Origin of the sequence: Xenorhabdus koppenhoeferi (genome assembly GCF_900116635.1) — a bacterium.
Taxonomy (GTDB): Bacteria; Pseudomonadota; Gammaproteobacteria; order Enterobacterales; family Enterobacteriaceae; genus Xenorhabdus; species Xenorhabdus koppenhoeferi.
The window spans coordinates 38,278-61,024 of sequence record NZ_FPBJ01000002.1 but is presented as its reverse complement, the minus strand read 5'-3'; the positions used below and the strand labels follow the sequence as shown (position 1 = coordinate 61,024).

16 protein-coding genes, 3 tRNA genes and 3 pseudogenes are annotated in these 22,747 nt (G+C 40.1%); 11 read left to right on the top strand and 11 right to left on the bottom strand.

The genetic code is table 11. The annotated features are described in order from the left end of the window. The first annotated feature begins 124 nt into the window (after positions 1 to 124). From BM329_RS01060 to bssS, 6 genes are all read left to right on the top strand, one after another. Positions 125 to 649, top strand: a complete 525-nt coding sequence (locus tag BM329_RS01060; protein ID WP_092547610.1) for a YlaC family protein — start codon at positions 125 to 127, stop codon at positions 647 to 649. Positions 650 to 767: 118 nt separating this feature from the next. Further along, positions 768 to 843, top strand: a tRNA-Asn gene (locus BM329_RS01055). Between the two features lie 330 nt (positions 844 to 1,173). After that, positions 1,174 to 1,249: transfer RNA gene (locus BM329_RS01050), tRNA-Asn, on the top strand. Between the two features lie 244 nt (positions 1,250 to 1,493). Beyond that, positions 1,494 to 1,569 (top strand) — tRNA-Asn (locus BM329_RS01045). A gap of 225 nt (positions 1,570 to 1,794) precedes the next feature. Continuing rightward, positions 1,795 to 2,847, top strand: a complete 1,053-nt coding sequence (gene pyrC / locus BM329_RS01040) for a dihydroorotase (RefSeq protein ID WP_092547607.1) — start codon at positions 1,795 to 1,797, stop codon at positions 2,845 to 2,847. A gap of 236 nt (positions 2,848 to 3,083) precedes the next feature. After that, positions 3,084 to 3,338, top strand: a complete 255-nt coding sequence (bssS, locus tag BM329_RS01035; protein WP_092547604.1) for a biofilm formation regulator BssS — start codon at positions 3,084 to 3,086, stop codon at positions 3,336 to 3,338. Between the two features lie 466 nt (positions 3,339 to 3,804). Here the strand turns inward: bssS and trhO are convergent, their stop codons facing one another. Beyond that, entirely contained in the window at positions 3,805 to 4,863 is a 1,059-nt protein-coding gene (gene trhO / locus BM329_RS01025; RefSeq protein WP_092547817.1) for an oxygen-dependent tRNA uridine(34) hydroxylase TrhO, read from the bottom strand. A 432-nt stretch (positions 4,864 to 5,295) separates the two neighbouring features. On the opposite strand from trhO, the gene BM329_RS01020 reads away from it, so the two are divergent. Then, on the top strand, positions 5,296 to 6,237 hold the full coding sequence (locus BM329_RS01020; protein ID WP_092547601.1) for a Kdo(2)-lipid IV(A) acyltransferase: 942 nt from the start codon (positions 5,296 to 5,298) through the stop codon (positions 6,235 to 6,237). A gap of 453 nt (positions 6,238 to 6,690) precedes the next feature. Here the strand turns inward: BM329_RS01020 and BM329_RS01015 are convergent, their stop codons facing one another. From BM329_RS01015 to BM329_RS00990, 7 genes and pseudogenes are all read right to left on the bottom strand, one after another. Next, positions 6,691 to 7,137: a hypothetical protein gene (locus BM329_RS01015; protein WP_092547598.1), complete on the bottom strand. Its 447-nt coding sequence runs from the start codon at positions 7,135 to 7,137 to the stop codon at positions 6,691 to 6,693. A gap of 319 nt (positions 7,138 to 7,456) precedes the next feature. After that, positions 7,457 to 8,599, bottom strand: a complete 1,143-nt coding sequence (lldD, locus tag BM329_RS01010; RefSeq protein WP_092547595.1) for an FMN-dependent L-lactate dehydrogenase LldD — start codon at positions 8,597 to 8,599, stop codon at positions 7,457 to 7,459. 81 nt (positions 8,600 to 8,680) lie between these two features. After that, positions 8,681 to 9,187 (bottom strand): annotated as a pseudogene (locus BM329_RS01005) (L-lactate permease); the annotation flags it as partial. 12 nt (positions 9,188 to 9,199) lie between these two features. After that, positions 9,200 to 9,397, bottom strand: a pseudogene (locus tag BM329_RS15255) (alpha/beta hydrolase); the annotation flags it as partial. A 14-nt stretch (positions 9,398 to 9,411) separates the two neighbouring features. Then, on the bottom strand, positions 9,412 to 10,173 hold the full coding sequence (locus BM329_RS01000; RefSeq protein WP_177216156.1) for a thioesterase II family protein: 762 nt from the start codon (positions 10,171 to 10,173) through the stop codon (positions 9,412 to 9,414). A gap of 559 nt (positions 10,174 to 10,732) precedes the next feature. Beyond that, positions 10,733 to 11,185, bottom strand: a complete 453-nt coding sequence (locus BM329_RS00995) for a DUF2335 domain-containing protein (RefSeq protein WP_092547583.1) — start codon at positions 11,183 to 11,185, stop codon at positions 10,733 to 10,735. A gap of 94 nt (positions 11,186 to 11,279) precedes the next feature. After that, the gene (locus BM329_RS00990) at positions 11,280 to 11,501 is read right to left on the bottom strand and encodes a Cro/CI family transcriptional regulator (protein WP_092547582.1); all 222 of its coding nucleotides are present in this window, start codon (positions 11,499 to 11,501) and stop codon (positions 11,280 to 11,282) included. Positions 11,502 to 11,601: 100 nt separating this feature from the next. On the opposite strand from BM329_RS00990, the gene BM329_RS00985 reads away from it, so the two are divergent. Beyond that, complete coding sequence (locus BM329_RS00985) at positions 11,602 to 12,315, top strand: LexA family protein (protein WP_092547581.1); 714 nt, start codon at positions 11,602 to 11,604, stop codon at positions 12,313 to 12,315. Positions 12,316 to 12,701: 386 nt separating this feature from the next. Here the strand turns inward: BM329_RS00985 and BM329_RS14935 are convergent. From BM329_RS14935 to pncB, 3 genes and pseudogenes are all read right to left on the bottom strand, one after another. Then, positions 12,702 to 13,173, bottom strand: a pseudogene (locus BM329_RS14935) (IS3 family transposase); the annotation flags it as partial. A gap of 98 nt (positions 13,174 to 13,271) precedes the next feature. Further along, positions 13,272 to 14,672: an asparagine--tRNA ligase gene (gene asnS, locus BM329_RS00980; protein WP_092547579.1), complete on the bottom strand. Its 1,401-nt coding sequence runs from the start codon at positions 14,670 to 14,672 to the stop codon at positions 13,272 to 13,274. Positions 14,673 to 14,877: 205 nt separating this feature from the next. After that, entirely contained in the window at positions 14,878 to 16,092 is a 1,215-nt protein-coding gene (gene pncB, locus BM329_RS00975; RefSeq protein ID WP_092547577.1) for a nicotinate phosphoribosyltransferase, read from the bottom strand. 400 nt (positions 16,093 to 16,492) lie between these two features. On the opposite strand from pncB, the gene pepN reads away from it, so the two are divergent. From pepN to rlmKL, 3 genes are all read left to right on the top strand, one after another. Then, positions 16,493 to 19,111: an aminopeptidase N gene (gene pepN / locus BM329_RS00970; RefSeq protein WP_092547575.1), complete on the top strand. Its 2,619-nt coding sequence runs from the start codon at positions 16,493 to 16,495 to the stop codon at positions 19,109 to 19,111. Positions 19,112 to 19,452: 341 nt separating this feature from the next. Beyond that, positions 19,453 to 20,466, top strand: coding sequence for a quinone-dependent dihydroorotate dehydrogenase (gene pyrD / locus BM329_RS00965; protein WP_092547573.1), 1,014 nt, complete (start codon positions 19,453 to 19,455; stop codon positions 20,464 to 20,466). Between the two features lie 144 nt (positions 20,467 to 20,610). Beyond that, positions 20,611 to 22,746: a bifunctional 23S rRNA (guanine(2069)-N(7))-methyltransferase RlmK/23S rRNA (guanine(2445)-N(2))-methyltransferase RlmL gene (rlmKL, locus tag BM329_RS00960; RefSeq protein ID WP_092547571.1), complete on the top strand. Its 2,136-nt coding sequence runs from the start codon at positions 20,611 to 20,613 to the stop codon at positions 22,744 to 22,746. Position 22,747: the final 1 nt, after the last annotated feature.

Here is a 22,747-nt window from a genome sequence, read left to right as displayed (position 1 = left end):
AAATAAATTAAACTAATTGATATACAGATGTGTGTTCGGGCCGTGTTAACCTTGAAAATGATACAACTTTCAATTCGATTATGCTTTTTACAACACTTTTCTACAAAATAAGTGGGTTAGTATTATGAACATCATCAAACAGATATTGATTCAGGATCTTGAGCGGATCAATCTTCAAGAACATCGCGATGGTAAAGTGCGCTTCAACAGTATCTTTATTCGCCACCATCCATACCTATGTCTGGCGATGGTTATCGCTTATGCTTTTATGGCTGCGCTCATGTGGTATGCACCCTATTTCGGTACATGGTCTCTTTTGGCATTTACCGTGGCTTTTATTGCTATGGCAGCTGTTCTGCTATTTGATATTAAACCCGTCTACCATTTTGAAGATATCGATGTGCTCGATTTACGTGTATGTTATAATGGTGAGTGGTTCGTCAGCGAACAAGTTTCCAAAAAAGCTGTCAATCAAATACTCACTCATCCTCAAGTACCTAGTGAAATCAAAAATAACATCAAATACATTATGAAAAAGAAACAAAGCATCTGTTTTTATGATGTGTTTATGCTTACTTGTTCAGAACAGTCACCTTATGTTCAGTCTATGATTATGGTAAATAAAAGCGCAATAAGTTCAACAAATTAGTATGATGATGACACAATACGCTTACATAGTAGGCAAACAGTAAGAAAATGGTATTTTTGCCGTTGACACTATTCAAGTTCATCGCTAATATTCGCCCCGTTCTCAAGAACGAAGTAATTCCTCCATAGTTCAGTCGGTAGAACGGCGGACTGTTAATCCGTATGTCGCTGGTTCGAGTCCAGCTGGAGGAGCCAAATTCTGAAAAACCCGATTAGCAATGTTAATCGGGTTTTCTATTTCTAATAAACCCAAAACTTTCTTTTATCACTGCCACTTTATAATTTCGGTGTATTTTCACCCTTGCACCTACTTATGTCCCCTTATCCTCCAATGCTCAGATTTATCCACAAAAAATAAATACCGTATCTTGAGATTCATAAAATTGCATTACACATACTAAAAATACAAATATGATCAAAAACAACACAACAAGAACATATTTTCAGCAATCAAACAGTTATCATTATTTTCCGCTTTGACAAATGTAAAAAGTGCCGTTAATATTCGTGCCACTTAAACGGAGTTCCTCCATAGTTCAGTCGGTAGAACGGCGGACTGTTAATCCGTATGTCACTGGTTCGAGTCCAGTTGGGGGAGCCAAATATTCTAAAGAGCCTGATTAGTTTTACCAATCAAGCTCTTTGCTATTCCCCTTCAACTTTTTATCTTTTCTCTATCTTTCTGTTTGCACATAATATCTTTATTTTCTGCTTTCCCTCAAATGAGCAGTAGAAAGACCAAAAAACACATACAGTACACATTGCGGGCAATTAAACAATTATTGGTATTTTCTACTTTGACAAACGGTAAAAGTACCGTTAATATGCACACGTCTTGAAGGAGTTCCTCCATAGTTCAGTCGGTAGAACGGCGGACTGTTAATCCGTATGTCGCTGGTTCGAGTCCAGCTGGAGGAGCCAAATTTAATTCACCCTCGCGTTGTTATTTCTATTTTTTCTTTTTTGATATAATAATTCCTCTGGATACCCTAACACAAAAAATTAAAATTCTAGTTACAAAAAATTCATAGAAATCTATCATTCAATAATAGCTATTTGGCTATTTTCTCTTTATCATCCTCCTCCGGCTTAAGGAATGCTGAATCAGCATCCATCATTTTTCATCTATATTCTGGAGCCGGTTCCATGACCACTGAATCATACACAATTAAAATCCGCCGTCCTGACGACTGGCACGTCCATTTCCGCGATGGTGATATGCTAAAAACTATCGTCCCTCATACCAGCCGTTTCTTTGGCCGAGCTATCGTCATGCCTAACCTTGCCCCTCCAGTGACAGATGTAGCCAGTGCCAAAACCTACAAAGATCGGATAATTGCAGCAATTCCGTCAGATCACCATTTCCAGCCTCTTATGACTTGTTATCTGACTGACTCAACAGACAACACCCAAATTGAAATTGGCTATAGCGAAGGGGTTTTCACTGCCTGTAAACTCTATCCAGCCAATGCAACAACTAATTCCAGCCACGGTGTTTCTGATATCAAGAAAATCTATCCTTTATTGGAGACCATGGAAAAAATAGGAATGCCTTTGCTGATCCACGGTGAAGTCACTGCTGCTCATATTGATATTTTTGACCGTGAAGCTAGATTTATCGAACAGGTAATGGAACCATTACGTAATCAATTTCCTGGTCTGAAAGTTGTTTTTGAGCATATTACAACTAAAGAAGCTGCTGAATATGTTCTTGAAGGAGGCGATAACTTAGGTGCAACTCTGACACCACAACACTTGATGTTCAATCGGAATCATATGTTGGTTGGTGGTATTCGCCCCCACCTTTACTGCTTACCTGTACTGAAACGCAATATTCATCAGGAAGCTCTACGAGCGGCAGTTACCAGCGGCTGTGACCGATTCTTCCTGGGGACAGATTCGGCCCCACATGTGCTACATCGTAAAGAATCATCTTGCGGTTGTGCAGGAGTTTTCAATGCACCTACAGCTTTGGCTGCTTACGCCACTGTTTTTGAAGAGTTAGGAGCAATGAAACATTTTGAATCTTTTTGCTCTCTAAATGGCCCTGCCTTTTATAATCTTCCCATTAACGAAGGGTTTATCGAACTTACACGCAAACCTACACAAGTCGTTGAATATATTGAGTGTGGAGATGAGAAATTAATCCCCTTCCTCGCCGGAGAAGATGCTGGATGGGATGTCAAAGTATGTAAGTAATTTTTTCACTGACTTCTGTGCAGAAATTATTCTTTATTTCCGCATAGTTATCCTTATTTATAAGGTTCAGGAATAACTTACAATGATTTCTATCAGTGATAAAGTGAAAAATTCTACTTTTTTCGCTTCTTTGATTGCTAAAAAGGTTTATACTGCTAGTGGTTCGTCTTAGATGAGATCTTTTGCTCTTAGTCAATTATATTAATAGTGATGCTGTAGTCTGATTAGGAGGTTATATGGATAGAAAAAATGAGATAATTCAAACTCATCCTGTTATAGGTTGGGATATCAGTACTGTTGATGCCTATGATGCTATGATGCTCCGTCTTCATTACTCATCTTCCGAAGCTCAACCACCAGAGAATGTCAGTGTCGACAAAACATTATGGTTAACAACGGGTGTTGCAAAGCAACTCATCTTTATTTTACAAGCTGGGATTGAAAAGATAGAAGCCTCAGAATATAGTCAGCTCGATTACATTAAACATTAGCTTTAACAATAGATTTCAACACGCCAAAAACATTCGGACACTCAACCCCTTGAGTGTCCAGCAAGATTCAACACATACAACTCTCTTTTTAATTATCAGGAAAATAGAATTATCTACTACTGGATGTTAAGAACTGATATCCATAGTATCGCCAAATATTAAAAATCAGTAATAGTACAGTTTATTCTCATAAAAGGCATATTATAGAAAAATCAAGCGCTTCTGACAAAATAGAGTTATTCCTCATTTATAATATTTTTAAATATATCTGTTGGATTCCTCTAATTAATTATTTAATCGCAAATAATCCTAATTTACGCTAAGTTTAGCTCTCACAAATTCATTAATTCAATTTCAGTCGCAACGCAAAGGCAAGAGAAGATTCCCGCAGGTCACATAGATATCTACGTGACCTGCGGGAATAAATACAGTCAACCAAACTTAAACTTGAAAGACGACGGGTATATTACTTAATGGATTGCAGTGAAGTTATATTTAAGCCATCATTTAACCGATAACGGGATTTATTAAAAATCTTAGCCCCATTTTCTCTTCCTGCCCGACGAGCATGTTGTTGCTCTTCAGGAAGCTTCATTTCTTCACGACAAACATGACTACAACAGCCTTCGAAACGTTCTGCGCAAGATGGGCATTGGATAAATAGTAGGTGACAGCCATCATTTTTACAATTGATATGACTATCACACAGCGCGCCACACTGATGACAATGTGCAATGATTTCTTCAGAAATACGCTCACCCATACGCTCATCAAAAACAAAGTTTTTACCAATAAAGCGAACCGGTAACTCTTGTTCTTTCGCTTTGCGGGCATATTCAATAATGCCGCCCTCTACGTGGTAGACTTTGTTAAAACCGTTATGCAGCATATAAGCACTGGCTTTTTCACAACGAATGCCACCAGTGCAATACATCACGATATTTTTATCTTTGTTGTCCTTCAGCATGTCTACTGCCATTGGCAACTGTTCACGAAATGTATCTGAAGGAATTTCAATTGCGTTTTCGAAATGCCCTACTTCATATTCGTAGTGGTTACGCATATCGACAAAGACGGTTTCAGGATCATCCAGCATTTGGTTAACCTGTTCCGCTTTAAGATATTCGCCCGTCTTTGATGGATCAAAAGTTTCATCTTCAATACCATCAGCAACAATACGCTCACGTACTTTCATTCGTAGTACCCAGAATGACTTACCGTCATCTTCCAGAGCAATGTTAAGGCGCAGGTTGCGTAACGCAGGATCAGTTTCATCCAATAATGCTTTTAAGGCATCAACATTTTTGGAGGGCACACTGATTTGTGCATTGATACCTTCTTTGGCGATATAAACTCGCCCAAAAATAGATAACTCGTTGAATTTACGATAAAAACTATCGCGAAAAAACTGTGGTTCGGCGATGGTAAAATATTTATAAAAAGAGATAGTCGTGCGCGACTCAACTTCAGCCAACATGCGTTCTTTCAGCTCTTTATTAGAAATACGGTTGTGTAACACTGGCATGGTGTTCAGAATATCCTCGTAGTTCATTGATATTTATGATTTTATGTCTTTCCATGTCCACAAAATAGACACACTAGACCATTATCGATAATTTTTAACTAGAAACCCCAAGCACACACTTGGGATTTTTTATTTTCTACAATATTACTTTTTCTTGTGACCTAGATCTATCAATCCGTACCATGAATCTACTAAAACCTCAAAACTAACTTGTCTATCACTGTAAGGACAGGAAGTGGCACTCTTTGATATCGATAACAAATTCAGTGAGATCATAGTGAAAATGGCCTCCAGCCCATCATGATTTACGTTCTTTTATCCAAACAATGTAAATCAAATATTTGAATATCAGGCAAGGGAATATCATAATCATGCCAATATTACTCTTAGGGCCTATCTCTGTAGGTGCCTGACAAAACATACTGAAAACACATGATACAAGCACCCTCTTTTCATCGTTCATTTTTACACCCCCGTTACTGGCTGACTTGGCTAGGTATCGGCATACTTTATTTATTGGTTTTACTTCCTTATCCCGCGATTTACTGGATGGGTACTCGGTTGGGGCGGTTTTCACAACGTTTTTTGAAAAAACGTGCCAAAGTTGCTGAACGTAATCTGGCACTTTGTTTTCCTGAAATGCCACCAGAAAAACGGCATGAATGGCTGGTCAAAAATTTTGAATCTGTTGGCATGGGTCTGTTTGAAGCCGGAATGGCCTGGTTCTGGCCTGACTGGAGAGTCAAACGCTGGTTTAAAATCACCGGACGGGAAAACATTCAAAAAGTGCAGTCCGAAGGCCAAGGGATTATCGTTATTGGGATTCATTTTCTGACATTAGAATTAGGGGCACGTATCTTTGGGATTCTGAATCCGGGTATTGGCGTTTATCGCCCAAATGACAATCCAGTCATGGATTGGCTGCAAACTTGGGGACGACTCCGCTCTAATAAATACATGCTGGATAGAAAAGATGTTAAGGGGATGATCCGCTGCCTGAAAAACGGTGAAATTATCTGGTATGCGCCTGATCATGATTATGGCCCACGCAACAGCGTTTTCGCTCCGTTATTTGCTGTTAAGCATGCTGCAACCACAACAGGCACTTCAATTCTCGTCCGCTTGTCCAATCCTGCATTAATCCCTTTTACTCCTCACAGGTTGCCTGGTGGCAAAGGCTATGAATTAATTATCCAAGCTGCTGTAGAAGGTTTTCCTCTTAAGAATGAAGTAGAAGCAGCAACATTTATTAATAAGGTAATTGAGAAGGAAATTATGCAATCACCTGAACAATATATGTGGCTACATCGTCGCTTCAAAACACGCCCCGAAGGGATGCCATCCCTATACGGTGATAACAATAATATCCACTGATATAAATCATTTGATAGTTACTTTCCAAAGAAAACACTATAAATCAGTGGATTAGAAAGAATACAATCTGAAATAACAATATTATGGTTGGTACTGGAGCTTTGACGTTGATGAATTGGGAATACTGATAGCACTGCTGATTTTTCGCTTTGCAACTATGACGGTTTTATCCCTCCCTATCACGTATGTATGGATAAGTCATCGTCGTTTGATGAGCAGATTACATGGAACGGAAGCAAAATCTTAATTGCGAAAATAATCGATAATCAGATGTACAAAAGCCATCTTCGTTATGCTGAGATGGCTTTACTTTTATGTAAACTCAATGAAAACGTGATTGGGCGATTTCGATACAATTTTATCAAGCTAAAATAGATCCACAGTTGGGCTTACTTCAATCTGAATCGACCTATTTCCCCTGATGCAGCGCTCAATCTGATAACCATCGGTATTCTAATAAAAACCACAGGCATCAGAAATATCAGCATAGGAATAGCCATTTCCTTTTTCTTTTTCTAATTTCTGTCTGGTTTCTCTATAGCATCGGTGTTGTTTATGTTTTTTGAAATTCTGCATAGTGTGTGTCGAGTTCATATGGGAAGAAGTTATCCACCTTTTCTTATCCCAATCGTAAATGGATTCCGAATGTTGTTGCTTGTATTTAAACCTATTCTGGTATTCCTGACGTTCATTCTCCTGTTTCTCAGCCAATGTATTATCAGAAGCCAGTTTTTCCATATCCCAGTCCTTGTGATCCAACTGGTTTCTTTTTTTCAGATACTCTTCTGAAGGCTTGTTATCAGCAGGTATATCGCTTTTGTAGCCTAAATCCAATGCCAGAGCCTGAGAAAAACACACTGACAAAATAAAAAACAGGAAAGGAGAGCCTTTGATTTTCATATTATTCCTTATTGTAATTATAACAAATAATTATTATTTAATAGTCATTATCACTTAAGGTCAATACCAAAATATTTGTATATTTCGCATTCAAATAATATAACTCTTTACAAATAAGAATATTTTTAACATTTTCCCCGAAACGGCTTTCTACTTCTCGGACAAATTAGTTGTTATCATATTCAGTTCACTTGACTGAAAACCCTTACGGGCAGCCAGATAAACCTGAATGACAGGGATATCGCTCCATAGAGATAAAGCTAATAGGATATGCTCAGCAGGATAAATTCTGCTGACTCACAATAGCAACCATTGTCCATTAAGCCTGATGGCGTACCAACAATTCTGAATTAATTTCTGAGATTGATTTCGCTCCAGTTAACATCATCGCCACTCTCAACTCTTTATCAATCAGATCCAACAGATTGAAAACCCCTGCCTCACCCGCCGCTGCCAGCGCATAAACAAAAGCACGCCCCAACAAAACACTATCGGCTCCCAGAGCAAGCATTCTCAGTACATCCAAGCCGGTTCGTATACCAGAATCGGTAAGGATGGTAATGTCATTTTTTACTGCATCGGCAATTGAGGGTAAAGCCCGTGCCGTTGACAGGACGCCATCAAGCTGACGCCCGCCGTGGTTAGATACCACAATACCATCTGCGCCAAAACGTACAGCATCTTTAGCATCTTCGGGATCAAGAATGCCTTTAATAATCATTGGCCCTTTCCAGAAATCACGGATCCATTCCAAATCTTTCCATGAAATAGAGGGATCAAAATTACTTCCCAACCATCCCATATAATCCTCCAGTTTGATTGGCTTGCCGCGATATACAGAAATATTACCAAGATCATGTGGCTTGCCCAGAAGCCCCACATCCCATGCCCAACGCGGGTGTGTCATCGCTTGCAAAATACGTCGCATAGCAGCATTCGGGCCACTCATACCAGAATGAGCATCACGATAACGTGCTCCGGGAACTGGCATATCAACCGTAAACACCAGATTCTTAACACCCGCAGCTTGTGCCCTTTCCAGCACATTACGCATAAAACCACGATCTTTCAGTACATAAAGCTGAAACCATATTGGACGATCAATCGCAGCAGCCACTTCTTCAATCGGGCATATTGATACCGTCGACAAAGTAAATGGAATCCCCTTTTTAGCCGCAGCACGTGCAGCCTGCACTTCACCACGACGCGCATACATTCCCGATAATCCCACAGGTGCCAGCGCCACAGGCATTGAGACTTTTTCTCCGAACAGACTGGTTTCCAGACTCAATTCAGACATGTCTTTCAATACACGTTGGCGTAACTCAATATCCGATAAATCTGTGGTATTACGTTTAAGGGTATGCTCTGCACAGGCTCCACCATCAATATAATGGAATAAAAAAGGCGGTAACTTAGCCTGTGCTGCCGCTCGATAATCAGTTGAAGCGGAAATAATCATAATATGCACCTTATTGTTGAAAAATTATTCGCACATTTTCAGGATGCCAGAATTAAGGCCATGACAGCCGCAATTCCTCCATAAACCAGCATTGGTAAAACCGAACCAAGCCGGCGTTCCTACTGCCCCGAAAGAAACAGGAACTGAGTTCATCACCAAAGTCAAAACCACCCTCAATGGATTAAACCCTAAACCTACCAATATAGGAGTAGCAATCGCAGCTGGTGTTCCAAAACCACTGGCACCTTCAATCATAAAAGCAAAAGCCCAGCCAATTATCATCAACTGAGCCACAGGATTAGGACTGATATTTTCTAACCAATTGCGTACAACATCTTCAGCGCCACTAATTTTCATCAATTTACTCAGTAAAATCGCGCCTAAAATAATCGTGACAGGAGTAAAAACAGTAATCAACGCTGTTATGATATTGGCATGTAACAATCTCGGTTGAACCCCAAACCAAAATACTTGCATGAGATAAATAATAAGCACAGTCAGGGGTAAAGCAATATAGGATGGAATACCATTACGTTTGGTCATCATCCAAATCAGCAGAATAATCGGAGAGATACTAATGACCGCCATTATCAATAGTAATCACTTTAATTCTGGTAAAGTAGCTTGAGGTAAGTCACACCCTGCAACCAGAATATATCCACCAATATGAAGAGAAGCTGAACGTATCACCTTTAAAGGTCTCAGAATAGTAATACACCAGAGGCTATGGCCAATAAAAGTTGTATTGCTATCTACCTGTGGTGCAATATCCATCATCATCTTAGCCCATACTTCAGGTTTTGGTGCTAACGCTAACTTTGTTCAACTAATTCTCTGGCCCGTTTTTCAAGCCAAGGGAGTACTGCATCATTAGTAAACAAATAAAAATGCCCTCCGGTAAAAATTTGTTGTTCTGTTGGTGCAGGCAATACATTCCACCATCCCTCCAAACGGGAAACAGGAACTCTGTTGTCCTGAGATCCACCTATGACATGAGTTTGAGCATTAATTTTCCCTTTTGGTAATCGAGATAAAGAATCCAGTAAAACCAAATCATTTTTCATTGTTCTTATTAAATAATTACGTAACTCAGGGTTAACAAGAACATCTGAGGGTGTTCCTTCACATTGCTCAATGACATCCAATACATGAGTATCAGAATATTCCTCACTTGGGCTATTTTTAAAACTTTCTGGATCGACAAAAGCACGGGCAGAAAGAATTAGCGCTAATTTTTTTTCAGATATTTCATTCTCAATTTTACGAGTAACTTGATAAGCAATCTCTGCACCTAAACTGTGACCAAACAATAGCAAAGGTTTATCCTCTCCTAGCCTTAAACGTTTTATTGAAGCAAGAATATCAGACAGTACAGTGCCAGCATCTTTCTGGAAAGGTTCCGACATTCGCATTCCCCTGCCTGAAAGTTCCAGAAAATAGACTTCAATAGACTCCGACAATTTGTTAGCTAATTCCACATAGGAAAAACAAGAACCTCCAGCGTGGTGTAAAAATATCAACTGTACTTTAGCTTTCGGCCTTTTAATCGCAGAAAATAAAACTGAATCAAGCAAGATTAAGTTCCTTTGGTCGTATGGGTAACTTTAGATGAAGTTCATTAAATACAGAGTAATAACTATTGGTTTCTTTTTCTATAACAGAATAAATTGATTAGATTACAATTCTTAATTAGCTGAGAGTAGAGCATATACCCGTCGCCTTTCAAGTTGCAGCTTTGTTGGCTGCGCTCACTCACCCCAACTAGCATATTCTATTTCATCAACAGTAAATTTGATGGGATACCACTGACTCAGACAAGATTTAGCCATATGGTTGGTATGATTCGTTTTATGACCCCAGAAAAAAAGATATTTCAGTTTCTTTCCTGATTGGTGAAGATCACATACAGTTTTAATATCCATATTAACTCTCTATTACACGCTAATTTATTTTTAATACATAAATATTCCCTCTATCATACAAATTTTTATACTTGTCGATGAATTCCATACCAATTTGATTGACATAGAGTAAGAACCATGGAGATAAATTTAAACAAAAATAACAGCTATAAAAAATAGTAAGTCAAAATAGTTACCTATTCTCTGAGTTACTTTCCATAGTGATTTAATATCATGCAATATTTAATTTTCGTCCTATGACAAACACAGCAACCAATCCGACTAAATCAATAGTGATTAAAGTACCAGCAAACAAAATTTCACCTTTAAAAGCAAAAACAGTCGCAATCATTAAGATAAACATAGCGATGGAGAAACCCATCCATTGCCCTCTTTTATCTCGGTTAATCAGGCCATCAAGCGCTTTTTTCTGTTTTTCATGTTGAAAAAGTTGCTCTTTCTCTCTCAGAGAGAATATTCTTTCTGTACAACCTGGTAAGATTGATTCATAATTTTTTAATACTTCTGGTGATGGAAGTAAATCAAAATAACAAGAATACTCTCTATTTTCGAATAAATATTCATTTGATGAATCAGTTCCTAAAGTATCACGATAATCGTTTGCAGGCATGATATCCAGGATACTCCCTATCATTCTCAAATAGTGGTAAATGTTAGAATTCATATTTTCTCCCAGGCAATATACACAAAAAACATCTTAATAAAATCAGTGATATCATTAAATTCAATCTATAATAGAGATGAATTAGTCACCCTTCTTATATTCCCTCTATTTCCTCTACCCGTAATACAGCCTGTTTTTGGCTAGGAAATGGGCGGCATTCTTCAGCTTTATAAGTTCCATCTTTCTGACGAATTAAAAATATTTTACGGCCTGATCTCAATGCCTTACTTATCGCAGTCTGATGAACACCAACCAAACCTGCTGTTTTAGCTTGGCCATTTAGCTTTACATATTCTGATAATGGAATTTTTTCCATAAGTTTCCTCCTGTACATCTCAAAATAATATCTAAAGTACTGAATATTTCAATACTTTTAGTATTTATCATTTTAATAGCGTTGGTATTAAAATGCTCTCATGAAAAAGAAACTCACAGCAGAACAACTTGCAGATGCCACACGCTTAAAAGAGCTATTTGAATCCAAGAAAAAACAGCTCAGCATCTCTCAGGAAACGCTTGCAGAAGAAATTGGCAAGACTCAAAGTGCAATTTCACACTATCTCAACGGCATAAACGCACTTAATCTGGAGATGGCAACTTATTTCGCCCAAAAATTAGGGGTTCAGATTGCAGATTTCAGTCCATCATTAGAGAAACAAGCCAGAAACCTTGTCACTGTTCTCTATGGCAATAATGTTGCATTTTCTGACCATCCACAACTTCAAAAACAATACCCATTACTTGACTGGGCAAGTGCAGGCCATTGGTGTGAAGAACCCGCGACTACATACAATTCAAATCGTATTGAAAAGAGATATGAAACTGTTGTTGAATGTTCACAGCGTGCTTTTTGGCTGGAAGTAAAAGGTGATTCAATGACTTCTCCAAATGGATTAAGCATACCATCAGGCATGATCATCTTAATTGATCCAGAAATAAAACCTACAATCAATAAGTTAGTCGTGGCAAAGCTGGATGGGGAAAAAGAGCTGACTTTTAAGCAATTGATTACTGAAGGATATGATAAGTTTTTGAAGCCACTGAATCCGCAATATAATATGATCCCTCTCAACAATCATGTACATATTGTGGGGGTTGTTGTGGAGGCAAAGGTTGATAAACTACCTTAAGCCACTTATACCCCTTTAAAAGCTAAGGGTAGGATAGCGCTTTTAGAACATTAATGGGATCTTTGTCTATTTTTTATTTATCATAACAATCCCCTTATTTATATAAATTAACCTTGCCAAACATCACTTAGATATTACCTGCATAATCCATGAATATTCCATATTAAAATAAGGGCAGCACTGATAACTTAAATCAGATAAAGAAAGTCTACAAAACCAGTTAATAATAATTAGGGAAGGAATAATCATCATAATGAGGCTTGCTTTCCCCCAAAAAGCAAAAACTCCGCCGAAGCGAGATCTGAAAATTCGATAAGCTATGTGACGTTGCTATCACTCTTATCACAATAACCAGTGAATTTCGTTACGAAAAGCTTTTATGCTACTTTAAGTAAATTAGGGTGACAGTGAAAACGATGATGGCTCTGCGTCGTTTTGTGGTAAGCCCGTCTGGTCTGACCAACAAATGATGGGGCCTGAGTAAATCGAACAGACTGTCTCTGCCTATTTTTAATGGGTTTGATTGGTTGAGCAGGTACTGAAGCTTTCTCGTGCCAATACGGGGCTGCTTCAGGTGGATTGATTGCACTTGCCTCAGCACATCCTGGGCCTGTTGTTCTTTGATGACTGCCCGCTGACATTGCTGATAATAATCCTGTCGTGTGATACCCAAATAACGGCAACATTGAGCCACATGGAAGCCGGTTACTTTTTTCGCCTGAATGACTTGCCTCGTGGCTTTTTTACGACAGTCACTCCATAATCCCGTTTTAACACCTCTACTGCCGCCTCAAAAAATTCAGCTTTCTTTTCCATTTCAGTCAGTTGCTGTTCAAGTTCTTTTATTCGTTGCTCAGGTTCAACCTTATTTAGGACGGGACAAATAAAATAAAAAAAGCCAACTTTTGCTGGCTTTTTGAAGGATTAGATTTTAGATTGTTTTTTTATCTGATTCATTAGAAACTTGCGTTTCTTGGTGTCCGTGGGAATGGAATAACATCACGAACATTTGATACTCCAGTAACATAAGCCACCAAACGTTCGAAGCCTAAACCGAAACCAGAGTGAGGAACAGTGCCGTAACGGCGCAGATCACGATACCACCAGTAATCTTCTTTATTCAGCTCCATCTCTTCCAGACGTTTATCCAGCATATCCAAACGCTCTTCACGCTGAGAGCCTCCGATGATTTCACCGATTCCAGGAGCCAGAACATCCATCGCAGCAACAGTTTTGCCATCTTCATTCATACGCATATAGAAGGCTTTGATGTCTTTTGGATAGTTTTTCATGATCACTGGTGCTTCAAAGTGTTTCTCTGCCAGATAACGCTCATGTTCTGAGGCCAAATCCACCCCCCAAAAAACGGGGTTTTCAAATTTCTGGCCGCAATTTTCCAGAATTTTTATTGCATCAGTGTAATCTACCTGAACGAAGTCAGAATCAACAAATTTCTCCAGACGAGTAATAACTTCGTTATCAACACGTTCTGCAAAGAATGCCAGATCATCTGCACGTTCTTCCAATGCCGCTTTGAAGACATATTTCAGCATATCTTCGGCAAGCCTGGCGATATCATTCAGATCCGCAAACGCGACTTCAGGTTCAACCATCCAAAACTCTGCCAAGTGCCGGCTGGTATTGGAGTTTTCCGCACGGAAAGTTGGCCCGAAGGTATAAACGTTACTTAATGCACAAGCATAGGCTTCACCGTTCAACTGACCGGATACTGTCAAAAAAGCTTCACGACCGAAGAAGTCTTGGCTGAAATCCACTTCGTCTTTATCTGTACGTGGCAGGTTTTGCAGATCCAACGTAGAAACGCGGAACATTTCACCTGCACCTTCTGTATCTGATGCGGTGATCAGTGGGGATGATACCCAGAAGAAGCCTTTTTCATGGAAGAAACGATGCAGGGCTTGAGCCAGTGTATGACGAACACGAGCAACTGCCCCGATCAAGTTGGTACGTGGGCGAAGATGAGCCACTTCACGCAGGTATTCAATACTGTGGCGTTTAGCCGCCATTGGGTAAGTATCAGGATCATCAACCATACCAACCACAACAACTTTCATCGCTTGCAGTTCAAAAGACTGTCCCTTGCCCTGAGATGCTACTACTGTTCCCGTCACTTCTACAGAACAGCCCGTGGTTAAATGTAATACTTCATCCTGATAATTAGGTAAATTATTATTAACGACGGCCTGTAATGGATTAAAGCAGGAACCGTCATAGACGGCGAGGAACGAGATACCAGCTTTAGAATCTCTCCTTGTACGTACCCAACCGCGAACGGTGACTTCGCTGTCAACCGGAACACGGCCTTGCAGTACATCGACTACAGGCGCTACGCTCATAAATTTCTCTCTTCTTTATATAAGTGAATTAGATAGATTTTAGATTTACCATAAATGCCCCCCATTAGGGGCAGATCTTCTATCTTACTTGCCATCTCTCAGGAAACAAGAAGAAATTGCGAGTCTTAATGAGGAAATACAGGGAAAAGGTGTTTTTTATCGGCATAACCAGCATAAGGCTGGTTATGCTAAGGAATCAGCGGAATTATACTGCTTTTTCTATATAAGGAATGTCAAATGCCCGGCGTAACCTATCGACAAACTCATCATCTTCACAGATGGTCTTTCCGGGACTATCAGAAAGTTTTGCCACCGGCTTGCCATTACATTCGACGAGTTTGATCACGATATTCAGTGGATTTACCCCCGGAATATTGCAAGTCAACCGAGTACCAATACCGAAAATCACATTGATTCTCTTATGAAAATGGTGGTACAGCGCCAGCGCTTTTTGCAGATCCAGACTGTCAGAGAACACCAATGTTTTCGTCATCGGATCGATGTCCAGTGACTGGTAATGTGCTATGGCTTTTTCACTCCACTCAATAGGATCACCGGAATCATGGCGCAAACCTTGGTATGCGGTCGCTAATGGTTTGTCGAAATCTCGAAGGAAAGCATCCATGGTGATACAGTCTGTCAGGGCTATGCCTAATTGGTTTGGATACTCATTCAGCCATGTTTGCAGTGCTGCCCGCTGACTATTGGCAAGTTCTGGGCTAATTTGCTGATGAGCCTGGAACCATTCGTGAGCTTGTGTGCCAAGAGGAGGGAGGTCAAGCTGTTCTGCCAGTTGGTAATTACTGGTTCCGATCAAATAAGGGAAATTATTTTTCAGCTCATTGATAATAGCGTACTGCACTTCGTGTGAAAAACGACGGCGAGTACCAAAATCCATTAACTTGAAACCAGATAGATCGATATTTTCTTCCGCTGCATCTTTATGAAACAGCTCAATAAGCTTTCTAAGCTGAATAACGGCATCTTCTGGTGTTATTTCAGGCGAGCGATGGCGATGAACCAATTCGCTGATCAGTGCAAGTAGAGGCACTTCCCACAGGATAACCTCGTGCCACAAACCGGAAATGCGGATAGCCAATTGCCCTTCATCGGTAACGGAGACTTCCACTTGCTTAGGATTAAAGCGGAATGTTTTGCACCAGTTTAGGTAATCCTCTTTAAAGAACGGAAGACGGGAAAGATAATCGGCTTCACGTTCTGTCAGTGTTAAATCAGCCATCATATTAATTTGATGGCGCAACATTTCGGCGTATTCTCCGAGCAATTCATCACCACGGCAACGAAATTCTGCAACAACAGGAATATTGCTGTAATGGTGATACACTGCTTGCTGCATATGAAATTTATAAGCGTCAGTATCAAGCAGTGATTTGATAATCGGGGTAGCGTCTAAAGTCATAGCGCGTCAGGCATCCTCGCGGAGCGTATTCGTGTCTGCTAAATCGATAAAGTTGGGAGAGTATACAGTGATTATTGGGTTATTGAAGCTACATAGCAGCATATATTTTCCCAAGTCTAAAGATTAAGGTTAATCCATTTGTAGATAATATCATGTTAAATGAGATATGAGATGACAGTTAGCACAAAAGCACCAATATATTGGTTACATAATTTATGCCATTAATTAATAAATTATTAACATTCAAAAAAGAAACTTAATGATTGAAAGGGTTGTCTCTCTATGGCAGCGTTAGTGCTTGGAATGTTTCTATGGAAACATAATGCGCTAGGCGTTTTGCAACCAAGGTTATATAAATGTTATCAAATGTGCCTGTTAAAAGTAATGGAAAAGGTTCCCTATGACACAACAGCGACTTGTTAAATGCCGTCTGGATTATAAAACACCAGATTACACAATTACCGACATTAATCTCGATTTTGATCTGGATGCAAATAAAACAACGGTGACGGCAATCAGTCAGATAAAGCGTTTGGCTAATGATATTACACCACTGATTTTGGATGGAGAAAATCTTACATTAAAAAGTATCCATATAGATGATGAATCGTGGGGGCATTATCAGGAACGGGATGGAAAGTTACTAATTGAACAACTTCCAGCCCAATTTACGTTGAAGATTGTGAATGAAATCAACCCATCGGCAAATACAGCACTTGAGGGACTGTATGTATCTGGAGGTACCTTATGTACCCAATGTGAGTCCGAAGGATTCCGCCATATTACTTATTATTTGGATCGTCCGGATGTTTTGGCCTGTTTTACTACCCGCATTACAGCGGATAAATCCCAATACCCATTCTTGCTCTCCAATGGTAACCGAATTGAGCAGGGTGAATTGAATGATGGCCGCCATTGGGTGAAATGGCAGGATCCCTTCCCAAAACCAGCTTATTTGTTTGCATTGGTTGCGGGGGATTTTGATGTTCTGCGTGATACTTTTGTTACTCGCAGTGGTCGTGAAGTTGCACTGGAACTGTTTGTGGATCGCGGTAATTTAGATCGTGCGGACTGGGCCATGACATCTTTGAAAAATTCGATGAAATGGGATGAAACTCGTTTTGGATTGGAGTACGACCTTGACATCTATATGATTGTTGCCGTTGATTTCTTCAATATGGGAGCAATGGAGAACAAGGGGCTGAACGTCTTCAATTCCAAATATGTTTTGGCAAAAACAGAAACAGCAACAGATAAGGATTATCTTGCCATTGAAGCTGTGATTGGTCATGAATATTTCCACAACTGGACAGGAAACCGCATTACATGCCGTGACTGGTTCCAGCTAAGCCTGAAAGAAGGGCTAACCGTATTTCGTGATCAAGAATTCAGTTCTGATTTGGGTTCACGTTCTGTTAATCGAATCAATAACGTGCGCCTTATGCGCGCTGCCCAGTTTGCGGAAGATGCCAGCCCGATGGCTCATCCGATCCGTCCCGACCAAGTGATGGAAATGAATAATTTCTATACGCGTACTGTTTATGAAAAAGGTTCAGAAGTCATCCGAATGATCCATACTTTATTGGGTGAAGAACAATTTCAGGCGGGTATGCAGCTTTATATTCATCGTCACGATGGCAGCGCGGCAACCTGTGATGATTTTGTTCAGGCAATGGAAGATGCTTCAAATGTCGATTTGACACTGTTCCGCCGCTGGTATAGCCAATCCGGGACTCCAGTGCTGACTATCCGTGACGAATACAATGCAGAAAAACAGCAATACGTTTTACACGTTAGTCAAATGACACCACCAACAACAGATCAGAAGGAAAAGCAACTGTTGCACATTCCTCTGGATATTGAGCTTTATAATGAAAATGGAAATGTCATTCCGCTGCGTCGTGATGGTCATCCAGTGCATCATGTCCTGAATGTCATCAATGCAGAGCAATCATTTATATTTGATAATGTGCCATCACAGCCGATTCCGTCTTTACTGCGTGAATTCTCTGCACCAGTCAAACTGAATTATCAGTACAGTGATGAGCAACTTTCATTCCTGATGAAACATGCACGTAATGAATTCTCGCGTTGGGATGCTGCGCAGGCATTACTCACTAATTATGTGAAACTGAATGTTGTCCGTCATCAAAAATCCCAGCCATTGGACTTACCAATGCATATTATCGATGCTTTCCGTGCGGTATTGCTGAATAAAAATATCGATCCGGCACTAGCAGCATTGATCTTGACTCTGCCATCTGAAAATGAAATGGCAGAACTGTTTACCATTGTTGATCCTAAAGCTATCCATGATGTCCTTAGTGCAATGACCCGGACGCTAGCTAATGAAATGGCAGATGAGTTTGCAGTGGTTTATCGTAGTCTTCATGTTGGCACATATCGTGTGGATCATCTGGATATTGCAAAACGCGACTTGCGGAATACTTGTCTCTATTATCTGGCCTTTATTGATGATAAAGAACAGGCTGATAAATTAGTGGCTGCGCAGTATTATCAGGCTGATAACATGACTGATACCATCGCGGCACTGTCTGCGGCTGTATTTGCTGAATTGCCTTGCAGCTATCAATTAATGGATGAGTTTGATCAGCGCTGGCATCAGGATGGCTTGGTTATGGATAAATGGTTCAGGCTTCAGGCTACTAATCCGGTCTTCGACGCACTTGATAAAGTACGTGGCCTGATGCAGCACCGTTCTTTCAGTTTGAGTAATCCAAACCGTGTTTATTCACTGTTGAGAACATTCTTTATCAGCAATCCAATGGCTTTTCATAGTGAAGATGGCAGCGGTTACCAATTCTTGGTAGAAGTTCTGACAGATTTGAATAGCCGGAATCCGCAAGTTGCATCAAATTTGATTGACCCACTGCTTCGTCTGAAACGTTATGATGAGAAACGTCAGGATTTGATGCGTTCCGCATTGGATCAGTTGAAAGAACTAGAAAACTTGTCTGGTGATCTGTTCGAAAAAGTTACTAAGGCACTTGAAAGTTAATTTGTAATATCCTCTTCGGTTGTTGCCGAAGGGGATCAAGGCCATAGAAAAAATTTATTGGGTGTATACCCAATGGATTTCAAGATGCAGCGCAGCCAACAAAGCTGCAACTTGAAAGACGACGGATATATATCCGAGTCAGATAGAATTGTTTGAATAGTATGCTTTTTATCTGCTGGTAGAGAGTGCTTTTTTGTTTACTCATATGGTGATAAATTAATGGTCTTTTCCTTTCATGACAAAGCAACAACTATATATGTATGGAATTATATGTATGGGATTGTGCATAACTTAAAATATAGAACTGACAATTTCTGCGTAAAAACAATAGGTTAATCTAAATGTGTTATTCTTTAGTACGGAAGGCATTGTTCCAGCTTGATCCGGAACAGGCTCACGAGCTCACTATCCGCCAGCTTAAACGCATCATCGGTACTCCTTTCGAATTTCTCATCCGCCAATCAGTTGCCACTAAGCCCGTTACTTGCATGGGGTTATCTTTTAAAAATCCACTTGGCTTAGCTGCCGGCCTTGATAAAAATGGCGAGTGCATTGATGCCTTTGGTGCGATGGGCTTTGGTTTTGTTGAAATTGGTACGGTAACGCCGCGTCCGCAAACTGGAAATGATAAACCAAGATTATTTCGGATCGTCGAAGCAGAAGGAATTATCAACCGGATGGGGTTTAATAACCTTGGTGTGGATAATCTGGTTGAGAATGTCAAACAAGCAAAATATGACGGTATTATCGGTATCAATATTGGTAAAAATAAAGATACTCCGGTTGAAAATGGAAAAGATGATTATCTAATTTGCATGGATAAAGTTTATCCTCATGCAGGCTATATCACTATCAATATTTCTTCTCCAAATACCCCGGGTCTGAGAACATTGCAGTACGGTGATGCTCTGAATAATCTCTTATCTGAGATTAAAAATAAGCAAAGTGAACTTCAACAGAAGTTCCAAAAGTATGTGCCAGTTGCAGTAAAAATTTCTCCTGATCTTTCCGAAGATGAATTAGTCAAAATCGCTGATAGTTTAATCTGTCATCATATTGATGGGGTTATCGCGACTAATACTACATTGGATAGAACAATTATCGAAGGATTGAATAACTGCCAACAAGCAGGAGGATTAAGTGGTCGTCCTGTTCAATTACACAGCACAGAAATTATTCGCCGTCTTTCTCAGGAATTAAAAGGCAAAATACCGATTATTGGTGTTGGTGGAATTGATTCACTTGTTTCTGCAAGAGAAAAAATGGAAGCTGGTGCTTCATTGGTTCAAATATATTCTGGTTTTATTTATAAAGGACCAAAACTAATCAAAGATATTATCAATCATATTGAATGATCGAAAGGAGTGACATCGTTAACATGCATTATCTCCAGAATATTTTTATTTTTAATCGTGTCAGCAACTTTATGACATGTCGATGGTATTGGCTATAATGTGCCACAATTTTTTGGTGGTAGACTTTTTGTGGTGATTAATAATATGAACTCTCTCTTTGCCAGCACGGCACGTGGGCTGGAAGAACTGTTAAAGAACGAACTGGAAATGCTGGGAGCGCAATCCTGTAAGATTGCCCAAGGCGGGGTTCATTTTCAGGGTGATGATCGGGTGATGTATAAAAGCCTGCTATGGAGCAGACTGGCATCCCGTATCATGATGCCACTCAATGAATTCAAGGTTTATAGTGATCTGGATTTATATCTTGGTGTCCAATCCATTGACTGGAGTGAAATTTTTTCAGTTGATAGCACGTTTTCCGTGCATTTCAGTGGCACAAATGAAGAAATCAGAAATACACAATATGGCGCACTCAAAGTAAAAGATGCCATTGTTGATAGCTTTGTACGCAAAATAAAACAACGCCCTGATGTTGCCAAACAGCAACCTGATATCCGTGTGAATGTCTTTTTGAATAAAGAAAAAGCAACTGTTTCACTCGATTTGAGTGGAGATAGCCTGCATATCCGTGGTTATCGTGATCTGGCAGGGCAGGCACCTCTGAAAGAAAATCTGGCTGCGGCGGTTATTTTACGCTCTGGCTGGACTATCGGAACGCCAATGGTTGATCCTATGTGTGGCTCAGGAACATTGTTAATAGAAGCCGCGATGATGGCGGCAGATTGTGCGCCCGGCTTGCATCGTACACATTGGGGCTTCAAATCATGGCTAAAATTCGATGAAGCTATCTGGCGCGAAATCACTACAGAAGCACAAGTACGCTTCCGTAAAGGGTTACAAGGAACAACATCTCGCTTTTTCGGTGCAGATATTGATCGTCGCGTAATGGATATGGCGCGTTCAAATGCGCGCAGAGCGGGCGTTGCCCAGCTGATCCAATTCCAACAGGGAGATGCAAGCAAACTGGAAAATCCAGTGCAGGAAGGTACATCGGGAACTGTATTAAGTAACCCACCTTATGGTGAGCGTCTTGAAAGTGAACCCGCACTGATTGCACTGTACAGTATATTTGGCCGCGTGATGAAAAGTCGTTTTTCTGGTTGGAGATTATCACTATTCAGTGCTTCGCCAGAACTGTTGAGCTGTTTACAATTGCGAGCAGAGCGCGAATTTAAGGCCAAAAATGGACCGCTGGATTGTGTTCAGAAGAATTACTCTATTCAGAAAAACGAGCAGCAGTCAGATAAACCTCAGTTATTGAATATCGGTATTGCTGAAGATTATGCCAACCGCCTCCGCAAGAATGAGAAAAAAATCAGTAAGTGGGCTAAACAGCAGGGTATTGATTGTTATCGCTTATATGATGCGGATTTACCAGAATACAATGTTGCTGTTGATCGCTATGCGGACAAAGTGATTGTTCAAGAATATGCGCCACCGAAGTCTGTGGATGTCAATAAAGCTCGCCAGCGTTTGTTTGATATAATTAGTGCAACAATGAATGTGCTGGGCTTATCATCCAATCAACTTATCCTGAAAACCCGCCAGCGTCAGAAAGGCAAGAGCCAATATGAAAAAATGGCCGAAAAGAAAGAATACTTTTTGGTAAACGAATATGGGGCAAAATTCTGGGTTAACCTGACCGATTATCTGGATACAGGGTTATTTCTTGATCACCGCATTGCCCGCAGAAAATTGGGTGAAATGAGCCAAGGCAAGGACTTCCTCAATTTATTTGCCTATACCGGTTCGGCAACTGTTCATGCAGGATTGGGTGGAGCGCGTTCGACAACCACAGTAGATATGTCGCGAACTTACCTTGAATGGGCAGAGAAAAATTTACAGGTAAATGGCTTAACGGGTCGTCAGCACCGTTTAATTCAGGCTGATTGCCTGGGATGGCTGGCCCAGACCCGTGAACAATTTGATGTGATCTTTATTGATCCGCCAACATTCTCCAATTCAAAGAGAATGGAAGACACTTTTGATGTTCAGCGTGATCATATTGCATTAATGAAGCAACTAAAACGGTTATTACGTCGTGGTGGAACCCTGATGTTCTCTAATAATAAGCGGGGTTTCAAAATGGATCTTACTGAATTAGAGACATTAGGATTGGTTGCAGAAGAAATAACAGCAAAAACATTATCTCAGGATTTTATTCGTAACCGTCAGATTCATAACTGCTGGTTGCTTCGTCACGCTGACGAGGAAAAATAAT